The following is a 21,413-nucleotide window of genomic DNA, read 5'->3' as shown; positions in this document are numbered from 1 at the left end:
TTTTTCATGTTATATCTTATCTTTTATATCCAAATTTTCCCTTACGCCATATCATGCATATTTCCTCATTCTCTAACCATACTAACATCACCAAGCCATAAGGAGGTGACACACATGTACGGAGGTCAAAACCAAGGAAGCAGAAATTCTTCAAACAATCTGGTTGTTCCTCAAGCAACTGCAGCTTTGCAACAATTGAAAATTGAAGCTGCACAAGAGCTGGGTGTAACAATTCCCCAAGACGGTTACTATGGTAACTACACTTCCCGTGAGACAGGTTCTCTGGGTGGTTACATCACTAAACGTCTGGTCCAAATCGCTGAGCAGCAATTATCGGGTCGTTCGTAAGCTCGTAATTCGTGCTCGCATATGCAAGAACAAAAAGCGGCCTTCCTCGGAAGTGCCGCTTTCCTGTGTGCTCTTCACAATTATGAAGACGACTCCATGCCTGAATCCATGTATGTATTGGTTCTTGGATAACGAATCATCAGGTTCGCCATATTATAGTTGGACTCCATCGTGGCATCAACCAAAATCATGCCTTGTCTTACTGTAAAATCATATGCAATTTCTCCATGAGTCCAATTTCGCTTGAATTTCAAAGTTTCCAGTGCCATTGCGCGGAAAGAAGAGCGTTGGGTTTCATTTAGCCCACCGTCCTCCACTTCCATTTGACCGTCACGTCCGGTTATCGGATTATGTCGAATCCCAAACTTTCCAATTACATTATTTCGTATTTGCACAAAAACTACACCTGAATCTAACCCTGATAATTCATGATCAAGCTCTTTGAACACCAGATCCAACTGTCGTGCTAATGAAAGCTGGTCAATTTTTACCATAACGCTCCTCCTTTATGCACTTCATCCTACAAAACAAGGACTTACGACTCATTATATGACAACAAATGTGGTCATTCAACAAAGTCAAACAAACTTGGGTAATTATGACTATAATTTGCACAATTAATTGCCATTTTGCGTGCTTTTAGCGAGTTATTTCTCTCAATTGCGACAAAATATTTAGCGAGAGCTTAGCTTTAAAAAACACTAAAAAAGGCCGCAATCCCGTGTACATTTACACAGGATTGCAGCCTCATTACATATATAGGAATACTATTTTGCGGATTCTGTCATCTCAAGAAATTGATCAATATCGGCAATGACCAGGTTCGCTGCATTTTGCCAGAAATCAGGTTGTGTAAGATCTGTACCCAGATGTTTCTGAGCCAGTTCTTCTACCGTCATTCGGCCCGTATCTCGCAGCAAATCATCGTATTTATCGGCAAATGCCGTACCTTCCTCCTGCGCTCTGGCGTATATGCCTGCACTGAACATATACCCGAACGTATACGGGAAATTGTAGAATGGTACACCTGTCAGATAGAAATGCAGCTTGGACGCCCAGAAATGCGGATGATCGGATGAAAGTGCACCACAGAACGCTTCTTGCTGTGCTTCCACCATCAGTTTGGACAACTCATCTGCATTCACCAACCCTTGTTTGCGTTGCTCATAGAACCGATTTTCGAACAGGAAACGAGCGTGAATATTCATGAAGAACGCAACGCTTCGTTGAATCTTGTCTTCAAGCAGAGCTAGCTTCTCTTGCTCATCCGTTGCTGCTTGAACCAGAGCATCGGCTACAATCAGCTCAGCAAAGGTAGATGCCGTTTCCGCCACATTCATGGCGTAGCGTTGATTCAAGGCTGGCAGTTCTTCCATAATGTGCTGATGATATCCGTGACCAAGTTCATGAGCAAGTGTCGACACATTCGACGGCGTCCCAGAGAAGGTCATGAAAATACGTGTTGCTTTGCTGAGTGGCAAGGACGTACAGAATCCCCCTGGACGCTTACCAGCACGGTCCTCTGCTTCGATCCAACGTTTCTCAAACGCCATCTCTGCAAATTTGGAAAGTTTGGGACTGAACTTGGCGAATTGATCAACAATATTGATAGCTGCCTCGTCATATGTGACTTTTCCACCCGACTTGCCTACGGGTGCATCTACGTCACTCCAGCTGAGTTTCTCTACACCTAGCAGTTTCGCCTTGCGCTCCAAATATCGAACCAATGCAGGTTTGGCACCGTTAATTACGTCCCACATCGTATCAAGCGTCTGGCGCGACATCCGGTTGATCGCCAAAGGTTCCTTGAGAATGTCATCCCAGCCGCGCTTCTCATACAATTTGAGACGGAAACCGGCGAGATGGTTTAATGTATCTGCGCAGAAGTCTTCGACATCCGTCCAAGCCTGTTCCCAGTTAGCGAATACAGTCTCGCGCACATTTCGGTCACTGTCGCTCAGCTTATTGGCAGCCTGACCTGCGGATAACATCACCGTTTCACCATTTTGTTCAAATGGGATGTTCACCTTGCTTACAATAGTGTTATAGAATTTGCCCCACCCATGGTAACCATCTACGCCGAGATCCAACGCAAGACCTTCAAGTTCAGGTGACAGTTTCTCACGAGCTAGCGTGCGGCTCTCGTTCAGTGCGAAGGAAAGCGGCTGAATATCTTCCCGAGCAATCCATGCTTCCCATACAGAGTCTGTCGTCTGGCTAAGTGTATTGTCGAAATGGGACTTGGTACTGTTCAACATCGCGGCAAGAGAACTAATGGTTCCCTGAAGCTGAACTGCTTTTTTATCCTTTTGGTTTTGTGAAGAAAGACAGGACACAAATGCCGACCCTTCCGAAATTCGGATATAACAGCTCTGCAGCAGATCTAGGATCGGATCAAACGCATTCGTTTCTTCCAGAGACTTGGGTGCAGGTGTATCTTTCAAAAGGGCTTGCAGCTTACGTACATCCTGCTCCAGCTCAATCAGATACGCAGCGAATGACTCAGAGGCAGAACCTCCACTAAAAATGGACTCCAGATCCCAGACGGGTTGTAATGGTGTTTTCATTTAAATAAGGCACCTCTCTCAGTAGAATGGATAATTAACCTTGAATTAGAACTGGTTTTATAAGCGCTATATCTCTATACTAGAGAAATAGTTTAAGCTATTTTCAGGAGGTAATCGTATGAAACCTTTACAAGTCTCGGCTGACACAGCCGTCAAATTAGCAGAATCTCTGGGTGTTCCCCTCGAACATCTGATGCATATGCCGCAGCATATCCTGATGCAGAAAATCGCCGAGTTGGCCAAAGAAGAAGCGGCTAAACCTGCCTCTACGGAAGGCGAGCAAGAATGATCCCCTTTGAGAACAGCTGGCCTTACGATATTGTAATGGGGGACATTTATGTACAGCAATGTCCGTACTGCCATGCAAACAATGTACTGCTGCCACTCAAACCAAAGGAGCTTGTACGCATTCGCGAAGGCAAAAAGAAATTACTGGTCTTTCCTTGTTGTAATGCCAGCATGACTGTGATCGACAACGATAGTGATTACCTGCTGTCCAGTCGTCCTGTCCGCAACTAGAGAACAACTGTCACTTATCAAATGGGGCTGCGTTTCGCAGCCTCTTTGTCTGCTTCAATCATTTCATCTGGCAATTCCAACTTGCTCGAAATCATCTGTTCCCGCAGTAATGCCCACTGCTCTCGCGAAGCACGAATCATGGCTGCATCGGTAATGCGCTTGTCATGAATAACCCTGCCGAACCATTTTACAGCCTCATGGAATCGACCTACTCTGCGGTTCAACTCTCCCAATAGATAAAGAAGCTTGGCTTCATTCCCGCCAGTACCTTCCCGTTCATAAACCTTTACATAAGCCTCAAGGCTAAATTCAAGAAAACGGTTTTCCTGGGTATGATCCTCCATGTACCGATACAACCAGGCAATATGATGCAGCAGGCCTGCAACGACACGATCTTTCTCCTGAATAACCTGCGCAACAAGCAGTCCAAGCTTGTACGAATCCATCGCCTGTTCCAGTGTCCGCGCTCCGCTATAGTCTCGTTTCACCCAACGATTGCCGATCTGCTCCTTAAAAGCCTTGCGCTGTTTATCGTTTAATTGTTCTGTCGAATTCTCTGTCGAAGCAAATCCACACTCAGGACAAATTCGAACAACATAGAAATCCGGATTTTCCCGCTTGTAATACGCGCAAAAATCGGAATCCGTCCGATATGGCCGTTTTAAGCTTGGTCTTACACGTGAGGTATCATACTCAGTCTCGCAATAATGACACTTCACCTTTACCTTATACAGAGGCTCTAATTCCACTCATTCCATCCCTCTCCCATAAGCTTGTAATCGGAACTAAGGTGTATTCACAAAATGATGTGCTGGCCCCGACAATCGCTGCAGGACGAAAGAATGCAACGGCTCTTCCACACCAACTTGTGTCAACGCCTGATCCATACATGCAAGCCAGGCTTCTGCCCGTTCAACCGTCACTTCAAAGTGCATATGACGTGCACGCATCATCGGATGACCAAAAGCCTCGGAAAACAATGCAGGACCACCGAAGAACTGAGACAAAAACATGTATTGCTTGTCGATTACCGGTTGAATATTCTCCGGAAAAAGAGGTGCCAACTTCTCATTCTGCTGAACAATCGGATAAAAAGCTTCGACCAGTGCGAGAACGCCTGTCTCTCCACCAAGATTGTCGTAGATGCTCAAACTAGGATTCATTCCGCTTCCCCCTCCTTTCAGGTGTCGAATTTTGACATATATTACACTCCCATGCTTAATTGTGAAAGGAGATTGAAGAACAAGGCCACGAACACCTTTATCTTCATTCTATCAAAAAAATCCCAAAAGTCCTATATAACATGAAAGGCTTATGGTTCCACATAGCCATAACTTATACAGGTCTATCTCGTACTGAAGGCACAAAAAAAGCGCCAAACATGAGGTTTGGCGCACCAAATATTTCATTAATAACTTCGCCAGTCCTCTTCTTCAGAGCGAACAAGCGAGGCACGTATAACATAAACAAAAGCACAAACCAGGATTCCGGTGACAAGACTCATAATCATCACTCCATCCGATTTAATTCCACCTTCTAGGTAAATAGTTGACGTCCAGGCGTTTTTATCATTTTAGCATACATCTCTTAAAAACACAGCCATTTTTGCAAGCGCTTTCTAAACATTAATTTGTACTGTTTGTCCGCTTTGTCTCATATATTGATGGCAAAAGCACCAGCGATCTGCTGCACACTGACCATTCCAAAAATAAAGGAGAAGAATTCATGGCCGCTTCACAACGAATCACCCATGTCCTGATCCCATTAGCTCTTCTGATCCTGTGTGTGTTGATGGTGCTGTTTCCTACGGAAACCTGGCATGCAGGTGTACGTGGACTATCCATTTGGTGGGACGTGCTGTTTCCCTCCCTTTTTCCCTTTCTGGTGCTTTCCGAACTGCTTCTCGGCTTCGGCATTGTTCATTTTTTGGGTACACTCTTAAATCCTTTGATGCGTCCGCTATTTCGCGTTCCCGGAAGCGGTGGCTTTGTGTTTGCCGTCAGTTGCGCTTCCGGTTATCCCACTGGAGCCAAATTGACTGCACAATTGTGGGAGCAAAAATTGGTTACTCGGGAAGAAGGTGAACGCCTCGTTGCTTTCACCACATCATCCGATCCCATCTTCATGATTGGAGCCGTATCGGTCGGTTTTTTTCATAATGTAGCTATCGCTCCCATACTGGTCACATCACATTATGGTGCTGCATTTCTTGTGGGCTTGCTCATGCGCTTCCATGGAAATGTCTCCGTAAAGGATAAACAGTCGATCAACGACTCTCCCTCCGCTTCTGAAAAGGTACACAGAAACAGACTGCTCCGAGCCATTTATGCAATGCACGAGGCAAGAAAGGCTGATGGACGGGCATTTGGTGAATTGCTGCGCCAGGCAGTCTCCTCATCCCTTCGCCTTATTATTATCGTAGGAGGGTTAGTTGTATTCTTCTCCGTTATGTTGGAATTACTCGTTCAAACTGGATGGCTAGGCGGGTTATATGCCATTACGGAACAACTGCTTTTATATACGGGATTTCCCCCTGCCTTATCTCACAGTCTCGTAGGTGGATTATTTGAAGTCACTTTGGGAGCCAAGGAAGCAGGAGCAGCGGGCATTTCCATTCCGCTCGTGTACAAAGCTGCTGCTGCTGCATTTGTCCTCTCCTGGGGAGGATTATCCGTCCATGCCCAGATCATGAGTGTCCTGAGTAACACACCCATGAGATATGGCCCCTTTTTGTTTGCGAGAGCAATTCACGCTCTCATTGCACCCATACTTGTTCTTGTGTTGTGGCTGCCGATGATGGGGGGTTCAGAATGGCCTGTTTTGTTCCAAAACGGTGCCAAGCCAGAATTATTTTTGTATACACCCGATTGGACACAGATCCTGTTTTCGGGAATTGGTGTACTTGGGGTCGTATTACTTTTACTACTGATACTTTCTCTGATGAGTCCCTTTTTCTTACCTCGACGCATGAAAAAATAAGCTATCCTGTGTGTTTATATTCAACTGAATATCAATCCAACGTTGTGTTCTTCCCTGGAATTGATTATCATCGGTAGTATAATGACCACAAAGGAGCTTTCATCTTGAGATACTATGTTCAAGACCGCGGAGACCAGTTATCGATTGATCTCAGTCAGCAGTTTCATGCGCTGGCAAAAGAGGAAGGGTTTAAGCTGGATGCAGAATCGCCGGAGATTGTCATCTCCATCGGAGGCGATGGTACGATGCTGCAAGCATTTCACAATTTCATCGACCGCATCCCGGACATCGCTTTTGTTGGGGTTCATACAGGCCATCTCGGCTTTTATGCCGATTGGAAGAAGGAAGAATTACGGGAACTGGTTCGATTAATGAGCGGCAAAGGCGACCCGGAACGACTCAAACCCCGGATTGTGGAGTACCCGCTATTGGAGCTTGAGATTCGTAAAAAATCGGGCAATACCTCTTATATTGCACTGAACGAATTTACGTTAAAAGGTGTAGACGGTACGGTGGTTGCCCAGGTCGACATTAATGATGTGACGTTTGAGATGTTCCGGGGTGACGGTATCTGTGTATCTACACCTTCAGGCAGTACGGCATACAACAAAGCGCTTGGCGGCGCCATGGTGCATCCCACGATCGAGGCCATTCAGATCGCCGAGATTGCATCGATTAATAACCGCGTCTATCGGACGCTGGGTTCACCAGTTATTTTGCCCAAGCACCATCACTGTGATATCTTCTCACGTAAGGATCAGCGGTTGCTACTTACCATTGACCACGTAAACGTTATGGTGGAAGATCTCATATCCGTACGCTGCCAAGTGGCTCGTCATAAGGTCAGCTTTGCTCGTTTCCGGCCGTATCCGTTTTGGAACAGGGTTCGCACAGCTTTTTTGGACTAAATGTATGCAACAAAAAAAGCGGTCCTTCTCAGGAACCGCTTTTTGCTTTGGCTTGAGGCTGATCTTTGCTCTTCTGAAGCACAAAGTACGCACAGCCAAAATTGCAATATTCATTGATATAGTCCACCATGCTAGAGATTGTGGAATCCTTCGTTGCTTTGGGGTGGTTGTCCCGGTAAAAACCCTTCAACCGCAACTGGCTGTAACCCCAGTCCCCAATAATGTAATCGTACCGCTCCAGCACTTCGCTGTAACGGTCACGGAAGACTTCAGGATTCCAGCCTTCCTTGTGGTTCTGCACGATTTCATAATTCTTTCCGCCGATTTGAACAATAACCGGTTCTTTAGGTTTGTCCTGTACAGGCTCCTGAACCGATTCCTCAACCTGTTCTGAACTTTTTTCTTCTTCCAAACCTGTCTCCTCCATCATGCGTGAGATGCCGCCTTTTCACTATTTTTCGCAGCAGATTTCACTTGTTCATGGGCATGGTAGGAGCTGCGGACCATAGGTCCGGATTCCACGTGGCTGAATCCACGCTTCAGTCCTTCCTGCTTCAATGATGCGAACTCCTCTGGCGGATAATACTTCTCCACAAACAGATGTTTCTCAGATGGCTGCAAGTATTGACCAATCGTCATAATGTCACAATCCACAGCGCGCAGATCATCCATCGTTTGCAAAATTTCATGATATTCCTCACCTACACCAAGCATGATGCTCGATTTCGTCGGGATATTTGGCTGCATTTCCTTGGCACGAGCAAGCAGTTCGAGTGAACGCTTGTATTTTGCCTTCGCACGAACTTTGTCCGATAGCCGCTCTACTGTCTCAATGTTATGATTCAAGATGTCCGGTTTGGCATCCATGACAATCTGCAAGGAATCCCGGTCACCCAAAAAGTCTGGAATCAGTACTTCTACGCTACATAAAGGCAAACGACGACGAACGGCTTTCACCGTCTCCGCAAAAATCGTCGCTCCTCCATCCTTCAGGTCATCACGCGCCACGCTCGTAATTACGCAGTGCTGCAGATTCATCTGTTCTGCCGCTTCTGCCACGCGTTCTGGTTCCTGCAAATCAAGTTCCGTCGGCAAGCCAGTATTCACCGCACAAAAACGGCATGCCCGTGTGCAAATGTCGCCCAAAATCATAAAAGTAGCCGTCCGATTGGCCCAACATTCGTAAATATTTGGGCACCGTGCTTCCTCACATACTGTATGCAGCGTTTTGGAACGCATCATCGTTTTCATTTCCTGATAGTTATCGCCGGTTGTCAATTTGATCCGAATCCAGTCCGGTTTCGGTTCTTTAACACGTTTAGCCAATGCATAAACCTTCTTTCTACTGAAGTTAGGCTGTTGCTCGGAACATATTATACCATGAAAGCGCTGGAAAAACCCCCATTTGTCACATCTTGTGCATTCATGTCTTACATGGATAAAATGAAGACTTTTGAAGAACGCTAGGTTATAGCTTGGTTCACCGGGCACCATGTGCATCATCTCATTGGAAAGGGGGCTGCTTCCCTGTGCAAGATCGCTTTACATCGCGGTTAACTTATTCCTTTTGGATCAAAACATTGCTTGCAGGCACACTGCTTCTCCCATTCTTGCCTGTTGATGTTTACGGTGAACCCACCGCCGTTGATTCCAAACCACAGGCTGTAAAGCAAAAACCAGCGGAAATTTTCGCTTCACGCCGACATCTATATGAAAGCATTGGTCAGATGACCCAAATTCCCTGGTACAGGCTCGCAGCAATTGATCAATACGAACGAACCATCTCGCGTGCACATCCGAAAGATCGTAAACATCCGGAACGGTTGACCGGCATATTCATGACCTCCCCAGCCTGGAGAGGCTGGCTCAATCCAGATGAGACGGATCAACATCCGGGCTCCATTGTCTTTTTCAATGGTTATGGTCGTGACGGTTCTGGTGATGGTGTAGCAGATGCCAATAATGACCTGGACGTACTCTACAGCATGGCTTCCATTATTAAGAATTATGGGAACAAGCCGGAGGACTTCAACATTGCTCTATGGGAATATTATCATAACTCCCGTGCGGTGCAGCGCATTCAGCAATTCGCGAAATTATATGAGCATTTTGACAACCTCGATCTCTTTGATCACGCCTTCCCCGTTCCTCTCGGAACCAACTATTCTTACCGCAGCACCTGGGGGACAAAACGCAGTTGGGGTGGGTACCGCATTCATGAAGGCACGGATATTTTTGCACCACATGGCCTGCCTGTGCGCAGTACCTGTTACGGTGTCGTGGAGATTAAAGGCTGGAATCCGTTTGGCGGCTGGCGTATCGGTATTCGTGATCTGAACAACCATTACCACTATTATGCTCATCTATCCGGCTTCGACAAAAACGCCCATATCGGCGAAGTGGTTACCCCTGGTCAGGTTTTGGGCTGGGTGGGTAGTTCAGGGTATGGAAAACCGGGTACACAAGGCAAGTTTCCTCCTCATCTGCACTATGGGATCTATCGTGATAGCGGGCTGAATGAATGGTCATTTGACCCTTACCCGAATCTAAAGCATTGGGAGCAGGAAGAACGCAAACAGAAAAAAGCCAAAAGCAAATGAAGCAAAATGAGGTTGGAACAAAAGATAAGAAGTATCTATTTAGTATTGAGATGATTTTTAATGCAAAGCGGGACCTCATATAGAGGCCCCGTTTTTTTTATTCGATATTTGCCTTTGACTCATCAGTGGTTTACATCTACGTCAAGCTGCAATCCCCCATTCGGATCAGACAAATCCGGCTCAACCTCCAGTCCATTTCCGTTCAGACCGTTTGCTGGAGCCTGCTGCTGGTTGGAAGAGTTTGAATTCGGTGCTCCTCCATGACCACTCGAAACACCAGTCTGACCGGATGGAAGTGCAATTGCGGGTGCGTTGCTACCGTTGCTGCCCACCGGCTTGCCCTGATTATCATAGTAATACATCGGCACATCCCCGACCACCAACAGGTAAGATATCGGAATTTCCGTATCAACGGTCTCGGGTTCCATGTCAAAGGGCACCACCACCGCGACTTCGGCAATGATGTGAATGTACACTTCAACCAGAATCATGTTTATACCGGCGTTCTGCTGACGGGTGTTCAGATCCACCTTGACGGCCCCCTGAGGCTCAATACGAACCGGTATACTTGGACCAAAGGATGCCAGTACCGGGCTGCCCAACGCCTGCCCCAGCGGAATTTTTTCTTTTAACATATGCACGTTCTGCAAAGTGGATTGCACGATGTTCATCGTACTCGCAGTGATCCGCATATGCTCATCGTAATTCAGCATGAATCCGGACACTTTCCCAGCCGTATCGGTTTTCCAGTCAATCAATCCTTCGGTGGATTTACCTTCGGAAACCTGCGCAGTAATTGCCTTATTGATCGCTTCCGTTGCAATTTGCTTCACTCTGATTTTGGCCAGATGCATGATGGGCGGTTTCATTTTCTTGTCTACATAGGCGAAACCCTGCATCAAACAAAACGCTGTTACCAATAAAATAATCAACCACATTTTGCGCCTGCCACTTGGCGGCTTGCGGCGTCTTCGGCTTCGCCATCGTCTTCTCATCATCGGGCGTCCCTCCCCTGCGGGATGAGCTATAGGCTATATACTATCCTTATGCACTGTTGTCCCGAAAAAGAAGGACAGCACCTGCTCGTACGGGGATCTCATCACTTACAACTAAAAAAGCCTTTCGCCAGCAGATTTTGTTTATCTGCAAGTCGAAAGGCTTTTTAATGAAATATGGCTCTGAGGAATCAGACCCTATCCACATTTTATTATTTCGGAACAGATTCCCAATCTTTCAGGAAACGCTCAATGCCACTGTCTGTCAGTGGGTGTTTCCACAATGTTGGCAGGAGCGAACCCGGAATGGTCGCGATATGCGCACCGGAAAGGGCTGCATCCTCCACATGTTTGATATTACGGATGCTTGCTGCAATAATTTCGGAAGGCAAATCGTACGTATCCAGAATGAGACGCAGATCGCGAATCAGCTTCATGCCATCCACCGCAATATCATCCAGACGACCAACAAATGGACTGATGTAAGTTGCGCCAGCTTTCGCTGCCATCAGGCCCTGTGCTGCAGAGAAGATCAGCGTTACATTGGTTTTAATTCCTTTTTGGGTCAGTTCATGACAAGCATAGAGTCCATCTTCGGTCATCGGTAGTTTAATCACTACATTCGGTGCCCACTCAGCAATTTCATAAGCTTCCTTCAACATATCCTCGGCTTTAAGTCCGATGACTTCAGCACTGACCGGGCCTTTAACAACCCCACAGATCTCCTGAATCACTTCTTTAAATACGCGACCTTCTTTGGCAATCAAAGACGGGTTGGTCGTGACTCCATCCACCAGACCAAGACGTTCGATCCGTTTGATTTCTTCAACATTACCTGTATCTAAGAAAAATTTCATAATATGTTCCCTCCACTTGATGAATTTTGTAAACAACTATACTCATCATTACCCGATTATCCGTATATGTTAACAGTTATATATAAATTAATTTTTTTCTACAGCGTGACCGCCAAATTCATTACGCAAAGCTGCGACAACTTTACCTGTGAACGTGTCTGTTTCCAGGGAGCGGTAACGCATCAACAGGGACAACGCGATAACTGGCGTAGCTGTTTGCAGGTCGAATGCTGTTTCAACTGTCCAACGTCCTTCACCGGAAGAATGCATAACCCCTTTGATTTCATCCAGGTTAGCATCTTTGGAGAATGCACGCTCTGTCAATTCCATCAACCAAGAACGGATAACGGAACCGTTGTTCCATACACGAGCAACTTGTTCGAAGTCGAAATCGAAGCCGCTTTTCTCCAATACGTCGAAGCCTTCACCGATGGAAGCCATCATACCGTACTCAATACCGTTGTGAACCATTTTCAGGAAGTGACCGCTACCCGCTTTACCTGCATACAGGTAACCATTTTCAACGGAAGTATCCTTGAATGCAGGCTCAACTACAGCCCAAGCTTCAGGATCGCCACCGATCATGTAACATGCGCCATTACGTGCGCCTTCCATACCGCCTGATGTACCAGCATCCATGTAGTGAATGCCTTTAGGTTTCATTTCTTCGTAACGACGGATGGACTCTTTATAGTGAGAGTTACCGGCTTCGATGATGATATCGCCTTTGGACAACAGTGGGCTTACTTCAGCCAATACAGCGTCAACCACGTTGTGAGGAACCATGATCCACAATACACGTGGGGATTCAAGGGAAGCCACCATTTCTGCATAAGAAGATACGCCTGTTGCGCCGTATTCTTTCATTTCATTAACAGCTTCAGCGTTCAAGTCAAAAGCAACCACATCATGTTTGTGGTCAATCAAGTTTCTACCCAGGTTCAATCCCATTTTACCTAATCCAATAAGTCCAAGTTTCATTGCTAGTTCCTCCTGTTATGAACATTTCTAATTTTTATCTGGCCAATTCCAAAATAAGTGCTTAACCTTGGCGCAGTAGCCGTTCCGGTTACGAATCGTTCTTTCGATCGCTCTTACCCCCAGATTTCTTTTCATTACCCTCAAGGGGGAAATCCGGGGATAAAGGCGCAGTCTTCGCTTCTTCAGAATCGATTTCGTCCCCTACACTACCCGCGCGTAATTGTTACGAACTGATTTAGATTGAGCCAACTAATCTATATCAAAAATTTTCGCGGCCTTCCGAGTATTACCGGAAGGACTTATGCAAAATTGGAACGGTGTAATTCATAAAAATTTGTATATTATTGAGCAGAACGTATTGTAGTGTTCTCTTCTCTGATGCTGCTCTTACATTACTTTTAGCACCAACGGTAGCCATTCTCTGCAATCAGACGATCTGCTGACTCAGGTCCTTGCGAACCAGCGCTGTACGTATCAAGTGGCACACTACCCTCCTGGAATGCTTCCAAGATCGGCTGTACCCATTGCCAAGCCAGTTCAACTTCGTTCCAGTGAGCAAAGAATGTAGAATCTCCACGCATCGCGTCAAAGATCAAGTTTTCGTAAGCTTCCGGAATGTTGCGTTCACCTGAGTTGAAGTTCATATGCATCGGTTCCACTTCACCTTGGTTGAGTGGGTTTTTCGCATTCAATTGAAGCGAGATGCTTTCTTTCGGTCCAATTTCAATTGTCAGCAGGTTAGGCTCTGTTGTATTTTCGGATTCATGACCTGTTTTCAGTGGAGCCTTGAATTCAACAACAATTCTGGTTGATTTTTCAGCCATGCGTTTACCTGTACGAATGTAAAATGGAACTTCACTCCAGAATGGATCATCGATCCACAGTCTCGCGGCAACATATGTCTCATTCTGAGAACCAGCTGGAATGTCAGGCTCGTCCAGGTATCCAACAACAGAAGTTCCTTGTAGTTCGCCTGCTGCATATTGGGCACGAACGACTTCGGCAGCAATATTCTCTTTCGTCAATGGACGAAGAGCTTCAGCGATCTTCTGTTTTTTGAATTGAATTTCCTCCGGTGTGCAACGTTTTGGCAAGTGCAAACCAATCATCATCAGCAACTGAAGCATATGGTTTTGGAACATGTCACGAAGGGCACCGCTTTGGTCATAATAAGCTGCACGTTCTTCAACACCAACCGTTTCACTTGCCGTAATCTGTACATTGGCAATGTATCGATTGGACCACAAAGCCTGAATGACTGGATTCGCGTAAGTGAGGGTTTCAATATTTTGAACCATCGGTTTACCAAGGAAATGGTCAATGCGGTAAATTTCTTCTTCTGCAAAGGTATTGCTGAGTTTCTCATTCAGTTCACGAGCAGATTGCAGATCGTGTCCGAATGGTTTTTCGATGATAAGTTTCTTCCACCCTTTGGTGTTACCCAAGCCGCTTTCTTGAATGTTCAGTGCGATTGGCTCAAAGAATTCCGGTGCAACCGACATGTAGAACATGCGATTTTCAGGAATATTGAGCTCTTGTTCACGTCTCTGAACCAGTTCCAGCAATTTGGTGTAATCTTCAAGCTTCGTATTATTTAAAGAACAATAACGGAAAGCTCCAATGAAGTCGCGAACTTGAGCTTCTTCTTCCGGTGTTTGACGGGAGAAGGTATGCAGTGACTTTTCAACATTCGCCTGGAAGTCAGCATCCGACAATTCACGCCGTCCAAGACCGATAACGGAGAAGGATTTCGGCATTTTCGAATCAATGTACAAATTATATAATGCAGGGTAAATCTTACGTTTGGCTAAATCGCCTGTTGCCCCGAAGAGGACAAATGTCATTGCGTCCATTGGAGTGCCTCCTGTGATCTGTGCAGTATAGTATATGATGATGCAAAATGTTCAAATCCAAGCATGACAAAAGACGGAATTAGTGGGGGAGTTCCCCGCCTTACCTCCGCTTGTGTATCTGACCTGAATTAAACATGGAACATTCCTTCTCTCCACAACCTTAATCAAGGTTATAAATTGTAACCAATTGAATTGACGTTACCCATCTTACACCTGTCGTCACAATTCGTCAACAATCGTGTCCAACCTGTGAACACCAGTGTTTATAGGGTTTTTATTTAATGTTAACGCTTTATGTGGTAACATTAAGAACAATTGGTATGTGACATTTTACACATAGGGCTTGTGGACACTCAGGTTACAATAAGTATACTAATGCTATAATAAGCATAACTAAATCAAAGGAGTACTATTATGAGCGATGATGAGAATGCCAAGCAAATATGCGAAAAGGTGGAACAGTCTTATCAGATCATTGGCCGGAAATGGGTAGCCCTCATTATTCATACATTGATGGAAGAACCCAAACGATTCAGTGAAATTCACGCTTATATCCCGGACCTGAGCAAACGGGTACTTAACGAACGGATGAAGGAACTTGAGGAAGAGGGATTGGTCGTGCGTCATGTGGTTACGGAGCGCCCTGTTCGGACAGAATATATGTTGTCCCGCAAAGGCACAGAGTTGGGGCGCGCATTAAGCGCCGTAGAACGGTGGGCCGATAAGTGGCTGTAGGACGTACTTTTGAGGAAAGTATAGAAATTCATTCTATTTTAGAAGAGAAAACTTCATTTTCGCTTTAACTTCCGAATACATTGCAATTTTAAAATAGCACTTTAAATTTCATTACGATAATGTTCTGACGCTACTTTTAATAACATCAGCAGTTACACTCATGTGATTTAATGTCTGCTGCTGCGTTCAAAATGCTGCCGATACTGAAGCGGAGTAGTTCCCGCCGACTTGCGAAATAATTGAATGAAATAAGAGCCATTGGGAAATCCCGCCCTTCTGCCAACCTCTTCAACGGAAATTGTTGTCGTTTCCAGCAGAAGATAAGCTTGCTTGAGTCTTCGGGCTGTGACGTAGTCCGTAATACTGCTTCCTGTTTCTTGCTGAAAGATACGGGAAGCATAAGACTTGGATAAATGGATATCGTTCGCCATATGATCCAATCTGATTTCATCTATATAGTGCTCTTCAATCCAATGCATCATCTTCTCCGCATGTCTTAATTGACGTGATTCGACCAAGTATGGTTGCCTCTCCTGTTCCACATCATTTTGTTGATCCAAAACATTCAGGAGTTGAAGCAAAAACAGCACTGATTCCTCCCACTCTCCCCCAATTCGACTGCGTGACTGGTGATAACTTTTGTATATCCAATCCACCTGTTCCATAGATGAACTTAGATCAAAAACCTGCTGTTGATTTCTTCCTTTCCATAACCTTGAAAAAAAAGCACGGCGATACGGGAACGCTTCCAAATATCGATCCATTACAATAGGTTCTACATAGAAAATATTCCTTTCATACGGTTTATCTGAATGCACCTCGGCATAAACGTGATGCAGCTGATAGGGCTGAAAAAAGAAGAGCATGCCTTTACGAATGGGATAGGTATGATTATTCAAAACCACAATGCCTTGCCCTTCATGGACATAGAGGATTTCTCCGCATTGATGCCAATGATAATATCCTTTGAAGTCGTTCACCGACTTAATTTGATAATCCCACACCAAAGTATTTCCCTCAAAGTCCACACGTTCAAACATTCTCGTTCCTCCTTCTTCACAATGACAACAGAGCAACATTTCTTCATATCCTAACACAACTTTTAAGGTTTTTAAAAAGATATAATCTCCTTATAGGAAAGCGTTATCTTAACTTTCTAATTAACCCTAAGGAGGTTATCTCATGGCCAAGGCAGAATCCGCTGTAACTACGACATATTGGCAGGAAGTCATGCAGAAGCTGGAAAACAAATTGCCAGAGATGAAAAAAAACATTGGGGATAAATGTCCTCATTTTGCCGGCGATGATGGGAAGTATGATAACATCAACACCGATTGGTGGGTTTCAGGTTTCTGGCCGGGTATGCTGTGGATTATGTACGATATGACAGGAGAGAAAAGCTACCGGGATGCGGCATGGTCGTGGGATGAAACTTTGGAGCAATGGTTTGTAAAACCAACAGGAGAGCTTCATCACGATGTTGGCTTTCAGTTTCTCTCTACTGCTGTAATCAAACATAAACTTACAGGTGATGATGATGCTCTCAGACGTGGTCTGGAGGCAGCCAATTTCCTTGCAGGACGCTATAATCCGGCAGGCAAATTCATTCGTGCGTGGAATGAAGACAAATATGGCTGGGCCATTATTGATTGCATGCTGAATATCTCTTTGTTGTTCTGGGCTTCAGAAGTGACGGGAGATCCCCGCTACAAACATATTGCCATTAGCCATGCCGAGACGACCATGCAGTATGGTGTTCGTGAAGACGGATCAACCAAACATATCCTTTCCTTTGACCCGGTGGATGGTCATTATATTGAATGTTTTGGCGGACAGGGATATGCTCCTGAGTCCTCATGGAGTCGTGGTACCTCATGGGGGTTATATGGATTCGCTAATACGTATCGTTATACCCAAGATGAGCGTTTCCTGAACACAGCGAAACGAATCGCCCATTACTTTATTGCTGCGCTTCCAGAGGATCATGTACCTTACTGGGATTTCAGACTTCCTACCCTGGATGATCAATCCCGGGACAGCTCTGCCGCAGCAATCGCCGCATCCGGTCTGCTGGAACTGGCCGCCGCCGTTCCTGAAGGTGAGAAACGACTCTATGCCGATGCAGCCGAACGAATTCTGCGTTCCTTAACAGAGAACTATGCGGTCTGGAATCAGCCAGAGCATGAATCAATTCTGCTGCACGCCACAGGCAGCGGCAATTCCTTCATCGATGTCTCCCTGATCTATGGAGATTATTATTATCTGGAAGCCATCGCAAAATTAAATGGATGGAAACATCGGGTGTATTGATTTTATTTTGTAAATAGGATTTCAATAAGATGAAGCCAGATCTCACAATATCTGTGGGACTGGCCTCTTTTTTTATTTAACTAAGACTCCAACTTTCTCCCTAACGTTATTTCCACATCCTCGAAGTTCTCTACGGCTGTCTTTTTTTCATAAAAGTGCACCGCATTTTTCATAATCCCTTCCCTTGTATAGAAAGCATCCTCTCCCTCTAGTGGAAAAGTAACCTTCTCTCCCGTACTAGCCGATTTATAGATACCAACAATGAGTTCCAGTGTATTCCGACCACTCTTCCCATCCACCAGAAGCGTTGATCCTGTCTCAATGGCGTTTAGCACATTCTCCACTTGTCCGGCATGCCCCACATGAATAACATCCGGTAATTCGTCAGCAAGTTTCTGAATTTGTTGTTCCAAATCTGGATTGGGTGCTGGGAATCCATTCGTTCGTGCCGTAGAAGCAACGACCTTCCAAGGCGCAGATACCCTGGCCTCTTTACCTTGAAAAATCAACTGCTGCTCCTCTCCGTGGTGTACCACGGAACTGGTGATCATACCAAGTGCTCCTTCTTGGAATCGAAGCATCGCCATGGAAATATCCTCTACTTCGGCATTATCATGCGTCGTATTCGCCATCATCGCCTGCAATTCCACCGGAGGACCCATCATCCAAAGCATCGCATCAATATGATGGACCGCATGATTAAGTGTACAGCCACCGCCTTCTTTTTCCCATGTACCACGCCACCACAGATCATAATAATTATGGCCCCGCCACCAGAACGAATCGACCTGTACGTGGACAATGGGACCCATAAGTTTGCTATCCAGCACATCTTTCAGTTTCATCATCGGTGTTGTAAAGCGATTCTGCGCCACCACCGAAAGCAGCTTACCACTCGTTTGCGCCGCTTCCAGCATCATATCCGCCTCTTGTAAAGAAGAGGCCATCGGTTTTTCGACAAGCACATGTGTACCTGCATGCAGAAAATCACATGTGATCGGTGCGTGGGTATATGGAGGGGTACAGATGGAAACCAAATCAATGTTTTGATCCAGCAATTCATGGTAATCGGTAACAGCTTGCGCTCCTTTCAATCCGTATTCGTTAATTCGTTTCTGTGCTTTTTCCGTGTACATATCCACCACAGCTACGATCTGGCATCGTTCAGGAAATGCCAAATACGCTGTAATATGCGCTGTGCTGATGGCGCCTGCTCCAATAATGGCTACTTTTAACATGAATGCATACCTCCCTTATTCCCTTCACAATACACAATAATAAAGCGCTTTTATGCGTTCATCTTGTGATAAAATAAAACTATATTGCGCTCTTGAAGGGGAGGCATTCCTAATGCCCATCATCACTGAGGATCAATTTAATCTGGCATGCCGTCGAACCTCCACCACTGCGTTCCGAGAAGTTTTTCACGCTCATTCACAGATGGAAATCACGTATATCCATGATGGATATGGACAGCTTATAACCGAGGGTCAGGCTTTCTCCCTTGAACCGGGTACGCTGATGATATTCCGTCCATTTCAGCTGCATCAGATCCAGATTCAAGTCACGAAAGAACATCCCTTTATTCGCAGCGTCCTGATGTATGAGCAGCATCTGCTGAACTCGCACTCTCGGCAATTTGCCGTATCCAATCGTTTTACATTGGACCTTCTTGAACATACGTCTCCACTTCAACCTATCCGTCTTTCCGCCTCATCCCCACTGGTCCAGATGATTGAGCAATTTGCCGATATTCTGCCTACGTTGCTTCCACATGAAGCGGAAGAGGATACACGACTTTTTTTACTTGGACTTCTCGCACAGCTTCGCTACCTTTGGAAAGACAGGCGGTTTCCCAACTCTACTGCGCTCCCAACGGGTTCTTCCGCTCTGCATCCTCATGCTGAGGCTGTCATGCATTGGATTGAAGAGCACTACAATGAAGCTTTTCATTTGGAGGATATCGCAGATACACTGCATCTCTCGCCTTATCATCTGTCCCATATATTTAAAAAAACTACCGGAACTACCATCGTTGCTTACGCCCAGGCTACCCGTATTCGTCATGCTTGTGTGTTACTCACGAGTACTACACACGCTGTTCCGGAAATAGGCCACCGTGTAGGCATGTCCAGCCCATCTTATTTTTGCAAAGTCTTCCGCAATGCAACAGGCACTACGCCGCATCAGTATCGGCTGAATATGCAACGCAGATAAGAAGATTATCTACAAAATCATCTCTACAAAATAAAAAGGAGCAAAAGGAATGAAATCCTTTCGCTCCTCAGCCCCTGAATACTACCTAAGCTACTCACCCGGTTTGCGTACATCCAGTCCCAACTTCTCCAAGAAGGGAAAAATCTGCTCACGTACCTGCTTCAGTTCTTTTTTCTGCTCCGCAGACAATCGGTCTTCATGCATGTTCCCATCCTGATCCATCACCATGGCCTCATACTGCTTCATCTGTTCATATAACGATTTGAACTCGGTAAACTGCTCCTTGGAAAACTTCGTCTCTGCAATTGCTAGCTGTTCCTTCCAAAATTGCTCCTGGTCCAAAGGTTCTTTTGGAGAGTCTACACTTGCTACTTCCAGCTTTTCAAAAAAAGGTTCCAGTTCTGCAGTAAGACGATTAAATTCCGTCTGTTCTGTGACACTCCATTGCTCGGGGTGCATCTCTCCCTGTTGATCCGCATTCTTCAAAGCCATTTGCCCCATTTGCTTCATCAGATCCATAAATTGAATGAATTCCTCTTCACTTAAGTGTGCTTTGGCTGTCTGGAGCTTCTCTTCCAGTCTCATATAATCCTCCGATGTTCCACCCACCGCTGATATATTCTCCTGTGAACCATACATTTCGTTAGCCAAATAGGTATACCCCGCATAGGCTCCCGTAGGAATGATGAGCACAGCAGCCAGCAGCAAAGTAACCAGCCATTTTTTCCGATGTCTTTTGAGAACTGATTCACTTCGAATAGCATTCATGATTTTATGTTTTGTTCTCTCAGGAATTGTCCAGTCTTTGGTCTCTTCCTGGTAGGCTGTTCGCAGCTGTTCATCGAGATTCATGCAAATCCTCCACCTTTCCCCGAATACCTAGGTCCAACTTCTGATTCTGCCTCAGCTTGGTTAATGCCGCATGAATACGCGATTTCACCGTTCCTAGCGGAATGTCCAATATGCATGAAATCTCCTCTTGCGTGTACTCGTTCAAATAGTGAAGAGTGATGGCCTGCTGCAGCTTGTATGGCAATCGGTGTACCTGCTCAAGCAGTGGACGATTTGCCAGTTTGTTGATTAAGTCACCGGAAAAATCATACTCCAGCCCCGTATCAGACTTTTCCATCCGCTTGCTAAAACGAAATTGCGTCAATCGTCTGCGCCGGTAACTTCGGACCTGTCGCATTGTCACACCCATTAACCATGGACGAAACGCTCTCTCCGAATCGAAACGCTCTAATGACCTGTATGCCTGAATATAAATTTCCTGTACCAGATCTTCCGCGTCAGATGAGTCACGAATCAGAAAACGAACAGTGCGATACACATCCATCACCGTTAGCTCATATAACTCCCCGTATGCTTCGTAATCGCCAGCCCGGGTTAATTCCACAAGTTTTATGTACTTTTCTGCCTCACTCATCATCCATCCCCTTCCTCCTTACACTATATATTGGCATACCAGCTCCATATCGTTCGATTTATTTATTTCCACTTTCTCCGACCATGCAAAAAAGCCCATTCCCCACTCATCGTTCAAG

Annotated in this window: 23 protein-coding genes; 9 read left to right on the top strand and 14 right to left on the bottom strand. The window is 45.6% G+C overall.

Features of this window, described 5'->3' with window-relative positions:
- The first annotated feature begins 114 nt into the window (after positions 1 to 114).
- A complete protein-coding gene (locus MHB84_RS18095) occupies positions 115 to 348 on the top strand; it encodes an alpha/beta-type small acid-soluble spore protein (protein ID WP_076290933.1) in 234 nt (77 codons plus the stop codon).
- 80 nt (positions 349 to 428) lie between these two features.
- On the opposite strand, the gene MHB84_RS18090 is transcribed toward MHB84_RS18095, so the two are convergent.
- On the bottom strand, positions 429 to 842 hold the full coding sequence (locus MHB84_RS18090) for a hypothetical protein (protein ID WP_063566141.1): 414 nt from the start codon (positions 840 to 842) through the stop codon (positions 429 to 431).
- A gap of 273 nt (positions 843 to 1,115) precedes the next feature.
- Positions 1,116 to 2,915, bottom strand: coding sequence for a M3 family oligoendopeptidase (locus MHB84_RS18085; protein ID WP_076290934.1), 1,800 nt, complete (start codon positions 2,913 to 2,915; stop codon positions 1,116 to 1,118).
- 118 nt (positions 2,916 to 3,033) lie between these two features.
- Between MHB84_RS18085 and MHB84_RS18080 the strand changes: the two genes are divergently transcribed.
- Complete coding sequence (locus tag MHB84_RS18080; RefSeq protein ID WP_064506463.1) at positions 3,034 to 3,204, top strand: YycC family protein; 171 nt, start codon at positions 3,034 to 3,036, stop codon at positions 3,202 to 3,204.
- Positions 3,201 to 3,434, top strand: coding sequence for a hypothetical protein (locus MHB84_RS18075; RefSeq protein ID WP_063566143.1), 234 nt, complete (start codon positions 3,201 to 3,203; stop codon positions 3,432 to 3,434). The genes MHB84_RS18080 and MHB84_RS18075 overlap by 4 nt, the downstream gene beginning before the upstream one ends.
- 17 nt (positions 3,435 to 3,451) lie before the next feature.
- On the opposite strand, the gene MHB84_RS18070 is transcribed toward MHB84_RS18075, so the two are convergent.
- Entirely contained in the window at positions 3,452 to 4,183 is a 732-nt protein-coding gene (locus MHB84_RS18070) for a DUF2225 domain-containing protein (RefSeq protein WP_063566144.1), read from the bottom strand.
- A 36-nt stretch (positions 4,184 to 4,219) separates the two neighbouring features.
- Positions 4,220 to 4,597, bottom strand: a complete 378-nt coding sequence (locus MHB84_RS18065; protein WP_076290935.1) for a globin domain-containing protein — start codon at positions 4,595 to 4,597, stop codon at positions 4,220 to 4,222.
- 562 nt (positions 4,598 to 5,159) lie between these two features.
- Between MHB84_RS18065 and ylbJ the strand changes: the two genes are divergently transcribed.
- Together ylbJ and MHB84_RS18055 are read left to right on the top strand one after the other, a co-directional pair.
- Complete coding sequence (gene ylbJ, locus MHB84_RS18060; RefSeq protein WP_076290936.1) at positions 5,160 to 6,413, top strand: sporulation integral membrane protein YlbJ; 1,254 nt, start codon at positions 5,160 to 5,162, stop codon at positions 6,411 to 6,413.
- A gap of 104 nt (positions 6,414 to 6,517) precedes the next feature.
- Positions 6,518 to 7,321: an NAD kinase gene (locus tag MHB84_RS18055; protein WP_024634403.1), complete on the top strand. Its 804-nt coding sequence runs from the start codon at positions 6,518 to 6,520 to the stop codon at positions 7,319 to 7,321.
- 28 nt (positions 7,322 to 7,349) lie between these two features.
- On the opposite strand, the gene MHB84_RS18050 is transcribed toward MHB84_RS18055, so the two are convergent.
- Both MHB84_RS18050 and lipA read right to left on the bottom strand, forming a co-directional pair.
- Positions 7,350 to 7,733 carry a YutD family protein gene (locus MHB84_RS18050; RefSeq protein ID WP_257219555.1) on the bottom strand — a complete coding sequence of 128 codons (384 nt, stop codon included), beginning with the start codon at positions 7,731 to 7,733 and terminating at the stop codon, positions 7,350 to 7,352.
- Between the two features lie 14 nt (positions 7,734 to 7,747).
- Positions 7,748 to 8,647 (bottom strand): lipoyl synthase, encoded by a 900-nt coding sequence (lipA, locus tag MHB84_RS18045; RefSeq protein WP_076290937.1) that lies wholly within the window; start codon positions 8,645 to 8,647, stop codon positions 7,748 to 7,750.
- Between the two features lie 203 nt (positions 8,648 to 8,850).
- Here lipA and MHB84_RS18040 point away from each other — a divergent pair, with 203 nt between their 5' ends.
- Positions 8,851 to 9,921 (top strand): M23 family metallopeptidase, encoded by a 1,071-nt coding sequence (locus MHB84_RS18040; RefSeq protein ID WP_076290938.1) that lies wholly within the window; start codon positions 8,851 to 8,853, stop codon positions 9,919 to 9,921.
- Between the two features lie 122 nt (positions 9,922 to 10,043).
- On the opposite strand, the gene yunB is transcribed toward MHB84_RS18040, so the two are convergent.
- The 4 genes from yunB to zwf form a co-directional block, all read right to left on the bottom strand.
- Positions 10,044 to 10,919: a sporulation protein YunB gene (gene yunB / locus MHB84_RS18035; RefSeq protein ID WP_076290939.1), complete on the bottom strand. Its 876-nt coding sequence runs from the start codon at positions 10,917 to 10,919 to the stop codon at positions 10,044 to 10,046.
- 209 nt (positions 10,920 to 11,128) lie between these two features.
- Positions 11,129 to 11,773: a fructose-6-phosphate aldolase gene (gene fsa, locus MHB84_RS18030; RefSeq protein WP_024632668.1), complete on the bottom strand. Its 645-nt coding sequence runs from the start codon at positions 11,771 to 11,773 to the stop codon at positions 11,129 to 11,131.
- An 87-nt stretch (positions 11,774 to 11,860) separates the two neighbouring features.
- Positions 11,861 to 12,754, bottom strand: coding sequence for a phosphogluconate dehydrogenase (NAD(+)-dependent, decarboxylating) (gnd, locus tag MHB84_RS18025; protein WP_076290940.1), 894 nt, complete (start codon positions 12,752 to 12,754; stop codon positions 11,861 to 11,863).
- 398 nt (positions 12,755 to 13,152) lie between these two features.
- Positions 13,153 to 14,607, bottom strand: a complete 1,455-nt coding sequence (zwf, locus tag MHB84_RS18020; protein WP_076290941.1) for a glucose-6-phosphate dehydrogenase — start codon at positions 14,605 to 14,607, stop codon at positions 13,153 to 13,155.
- 414 nt (positions 14,608 to 15,021) lie between these two features.
- Here zwf and MHB84_RS18015 point away from each other — a divergent pair, with 414 nt between their 5' ends.
- On the top strand, positions 15,022 to 15,342 hold the full coding sequence (locus MHB84_RS18015) for a winged helix-turn-helix transcriptional regulator (protein ID WP_024632671.1): 321 nt from the start codon (positions 15,022 to 15,024) through the stop codon (positions 15,340 to 15,342).
- Positions 15,343 to 15,509: 167 nt separating this feature from the next.
- On the opposite strand, the gene MHB84_RS18010 is transcribed toward MHB84_RS18015, so the two are convergent.
- Entirely contained in the window at positions 15,510 to 16,382 is an 873-nt protein-coding gene (locus MHB84_RS18010) for an AraC family transcriptional regulator (protein WP_076290942.1), read from the bottom strand.
- A gap of 142 nt (positions 16,383 to 16,524) precedes the next feature.
- Between MHB84_RS18010 and MHB84_RS18005 the strand changes: the two genes are divergently transcribed.
- Complete coding sequence (locus MHB84_RS18005) at positions 16,525 to 17,652, top strand: glycoside hydrolase family 88 protein (RefSeq protein ID WP_076290943.1); 1,128 nt, start codon at positions 16,525 to 16,527, stop codon at positions 17,650 to 17,652.
- Positions 17,653 to 17,732: 80 nt separating this feature from the next.
- Here the strand turns inward: MHB84_RS18005 and MHB84_RS18000 are convergent, their stop codons facing one another.
- Positions 17,733 to 18,890 (bottom strand): Gfo/Idh/MocA family protein, encoded by a 1,158-nt coding sequence (locus MHB84_RS18000; protein ID WP_076290944.1) that lies wholly within the window; start codon positions 18,888 to 18,890, stop codon positions 17,733 to 17,735.
- A gap of 112 nt (positions 18,891 to 19,002) precedes the next feature.
- Here MHB84_RS18000 and MHB84_RS17995 point away from each other — a divergent pair, with 112 nt between their 5' ends.
- Positions 19,003 to 19,869 (top strand): AraC family transcriptional regulator, encoded by an 867-nt coding sequence (locus tag MHB84_RS17995; RefSeq protein ID WP_143764792.1) that lies wholly within the window; start codon positions 19,003 to 19,005, stop codon positions 19,867 to 19,869.
- Between the two features lie 90 nt (positions 19,870 to 19,959).
- Here the strand turns inward: MHB84_RS17995 and MHB84_RS17990 are convergent, their stop codons facing one another.
- Together MHB84_RS17990 and MHB84_RS17985 are read right to left on the bottom strand one after the other, a co-directional pair.
- Positions 19,960 to 20,721 carry a DUF3600 domain-containing protein gene (locus MHB84_RS17990; protein WP_076290946.1) on the bottom strand — a complete coding sequence of 254 codons (762 nt, stop codon included), beginning with the start codon at positions 20,719 to 20,721 and terminating at the stop codon, positions 19,960 to 19,962.
- Positions 20,708 to 21,298, bottom strand: coding sequence for a sigma-70 family RNA polymerase sigma factor (locus tag MHB84_RS17985; protein WP_179087206.1), 591 nt, complete (start codon positions 21,296 to 21,298; stop codon positions 20,708 to 20,710). Before MHB84_RS17985 ends, MHB84_RS17990 begins: the two co-directional genes overlap by 14 nt.
- Positions 21,299 to 21,413: the final 115 nt, after the last annotated feature.

The organism is Paenibacillus sp. FSL F4-0087 (assembly GCF_038020215.1).
GTDB lineage: Bacteria > Bacillota > Bacilli > Paenibacillales > Paenibacillaceae > Paenibacillus > Paenibacillus taichungensis.
Note: the sequence above shows the minus strand (reverse complement) of the source record. Positions and strands in the feature narration are given on the sequence as shown.

Excerpts from the sequence above, each read along its gene's own strand:
- MHB84_RS18065 (WP_076290935.1), bottom strand. The coding sequence starts at position 4,597 with ATGAATCCTAGTTTGAGCATCTACGACAATCTTGGTGGAGAGACAGGC.
- fsa (WP_024632668.1), bottom strand. The coding sequence starts at position 11,773 with ATGAAATTTTTCTTAGATACAGGTAATGTTGAAGAAATCAAACGGATC.
- MHB84_RS18085 (WP_076290934.1), bottom strand. The coding sequence starts at position 2,915 with ATGAAAACACCATTACAACCCGTCTGGGATCTGGAGTCCATTTTTAGT.
- zwf (WP_076290941.1), bottom strand. The coding sequence starts at position 14,607 with ATGGACGCAATGACATTTGTCCTCTTCGGGGCAACAGGCGATTTAGCC.
- yunB (WP_076290939.1), bottom strand. The coding sequence starts at position 10,919 with ATGATGAGAAGACGATGGCGAAGCCGAAGACGCCGCAAGCCGCCAAGT.
- MHB84_RS17985 (WP_179087206.1), bottom strand. The coding sequence starts at position 21,298 with ATGATGAGTGAGGCAGAAAAGTACATAAAACTTGTGGAATTAACCCGG.
- MHB84_RS18015 (WP_024632671.1), top strand. The coding sequence starts at position 15,022 with ATGAGCGATGATGAGAATGCCAAGCAAATATGCGAAAAGGTGGAACAG.
- MHB84_RS18080 (WP_064506463.1), top strand. The coding sequence starts at position 3,034 with ATGAAACCTTTACAAGTCTCGGCTGACACAGCCGTCAAATTAGCAGAA.
- MHB84_RS17995 (WP_143764792.1), top strand. The coding sequence starts at position 19,003 with ATGCCCATCATCACTGAGGATCAATTTAATCTGGCATGCCGTCGAACC.
- ylbJ (WP_076290936.1), top strand. The coding sequence starts at position 5,160 with ATGGCCGCTTCACAACGAATCACCCATGTCCTGATCCCATTAGCTCTT.
- MHB84_RS18095 (WP_076290933.1), top strand. The coding sequence starts at position 115 with ATGTACGGAGGTCAAAACCAAGGAAGCAGAAATTCTTCAAACAATCTG.
- MHB84_RS18090 (WP_063566141.1), bottom strand. The coding sequence starts at position 842 with ATGGTAAAAATTGACCAGCTTTCATTAGCACGACAGTTGGATCTGGTG.
- MHB84_RS18005 (WP_076290943.1), top strand. The coding sequence starts at position 16,525 with ATGGCCAAGGCAGAATCCGCTGTAACTACGACATATTGGCAGGAAGTC.
- MHB84_RS17990 (WP_076290946.1), bottom strand. The coding sequence starts at position 20,721 with ATGAATCTCGATGAACAGCTGCGAACAGCCTACCAGGAAGAGACCAAA.
- gnd (WP_076290940.1), bottom strand. The coding sequence starts at position 12,754 with ATGAAACTTGGACTTATTGGATTAGGTAAAATGGGATTGAACCTGGGT.
- MHB84_RS18075 (WP_063566143.1), top strand. The coding sequence starts at position 3,201 with ATGATCCCCTTTGAGAACAGCTGGCCTTACGATATTGTAATGGGGGAC.
- MHB84_RS18010 (WP_076290942.1), bottom strand. The coding sequence starts at position 16,382 with ATGTTTGAACGTGTGGACTTTGAGGGAAATACTTTGGTGTGGGATTAT.
- MHB84_RS18000 (WP_076290944.1), bottom strand. The coding sequence starts at position 18,890 with ATGTTAAAAGTAGCCATTATTGGAGCAGGCGCCATCAGCACAGCGCAT.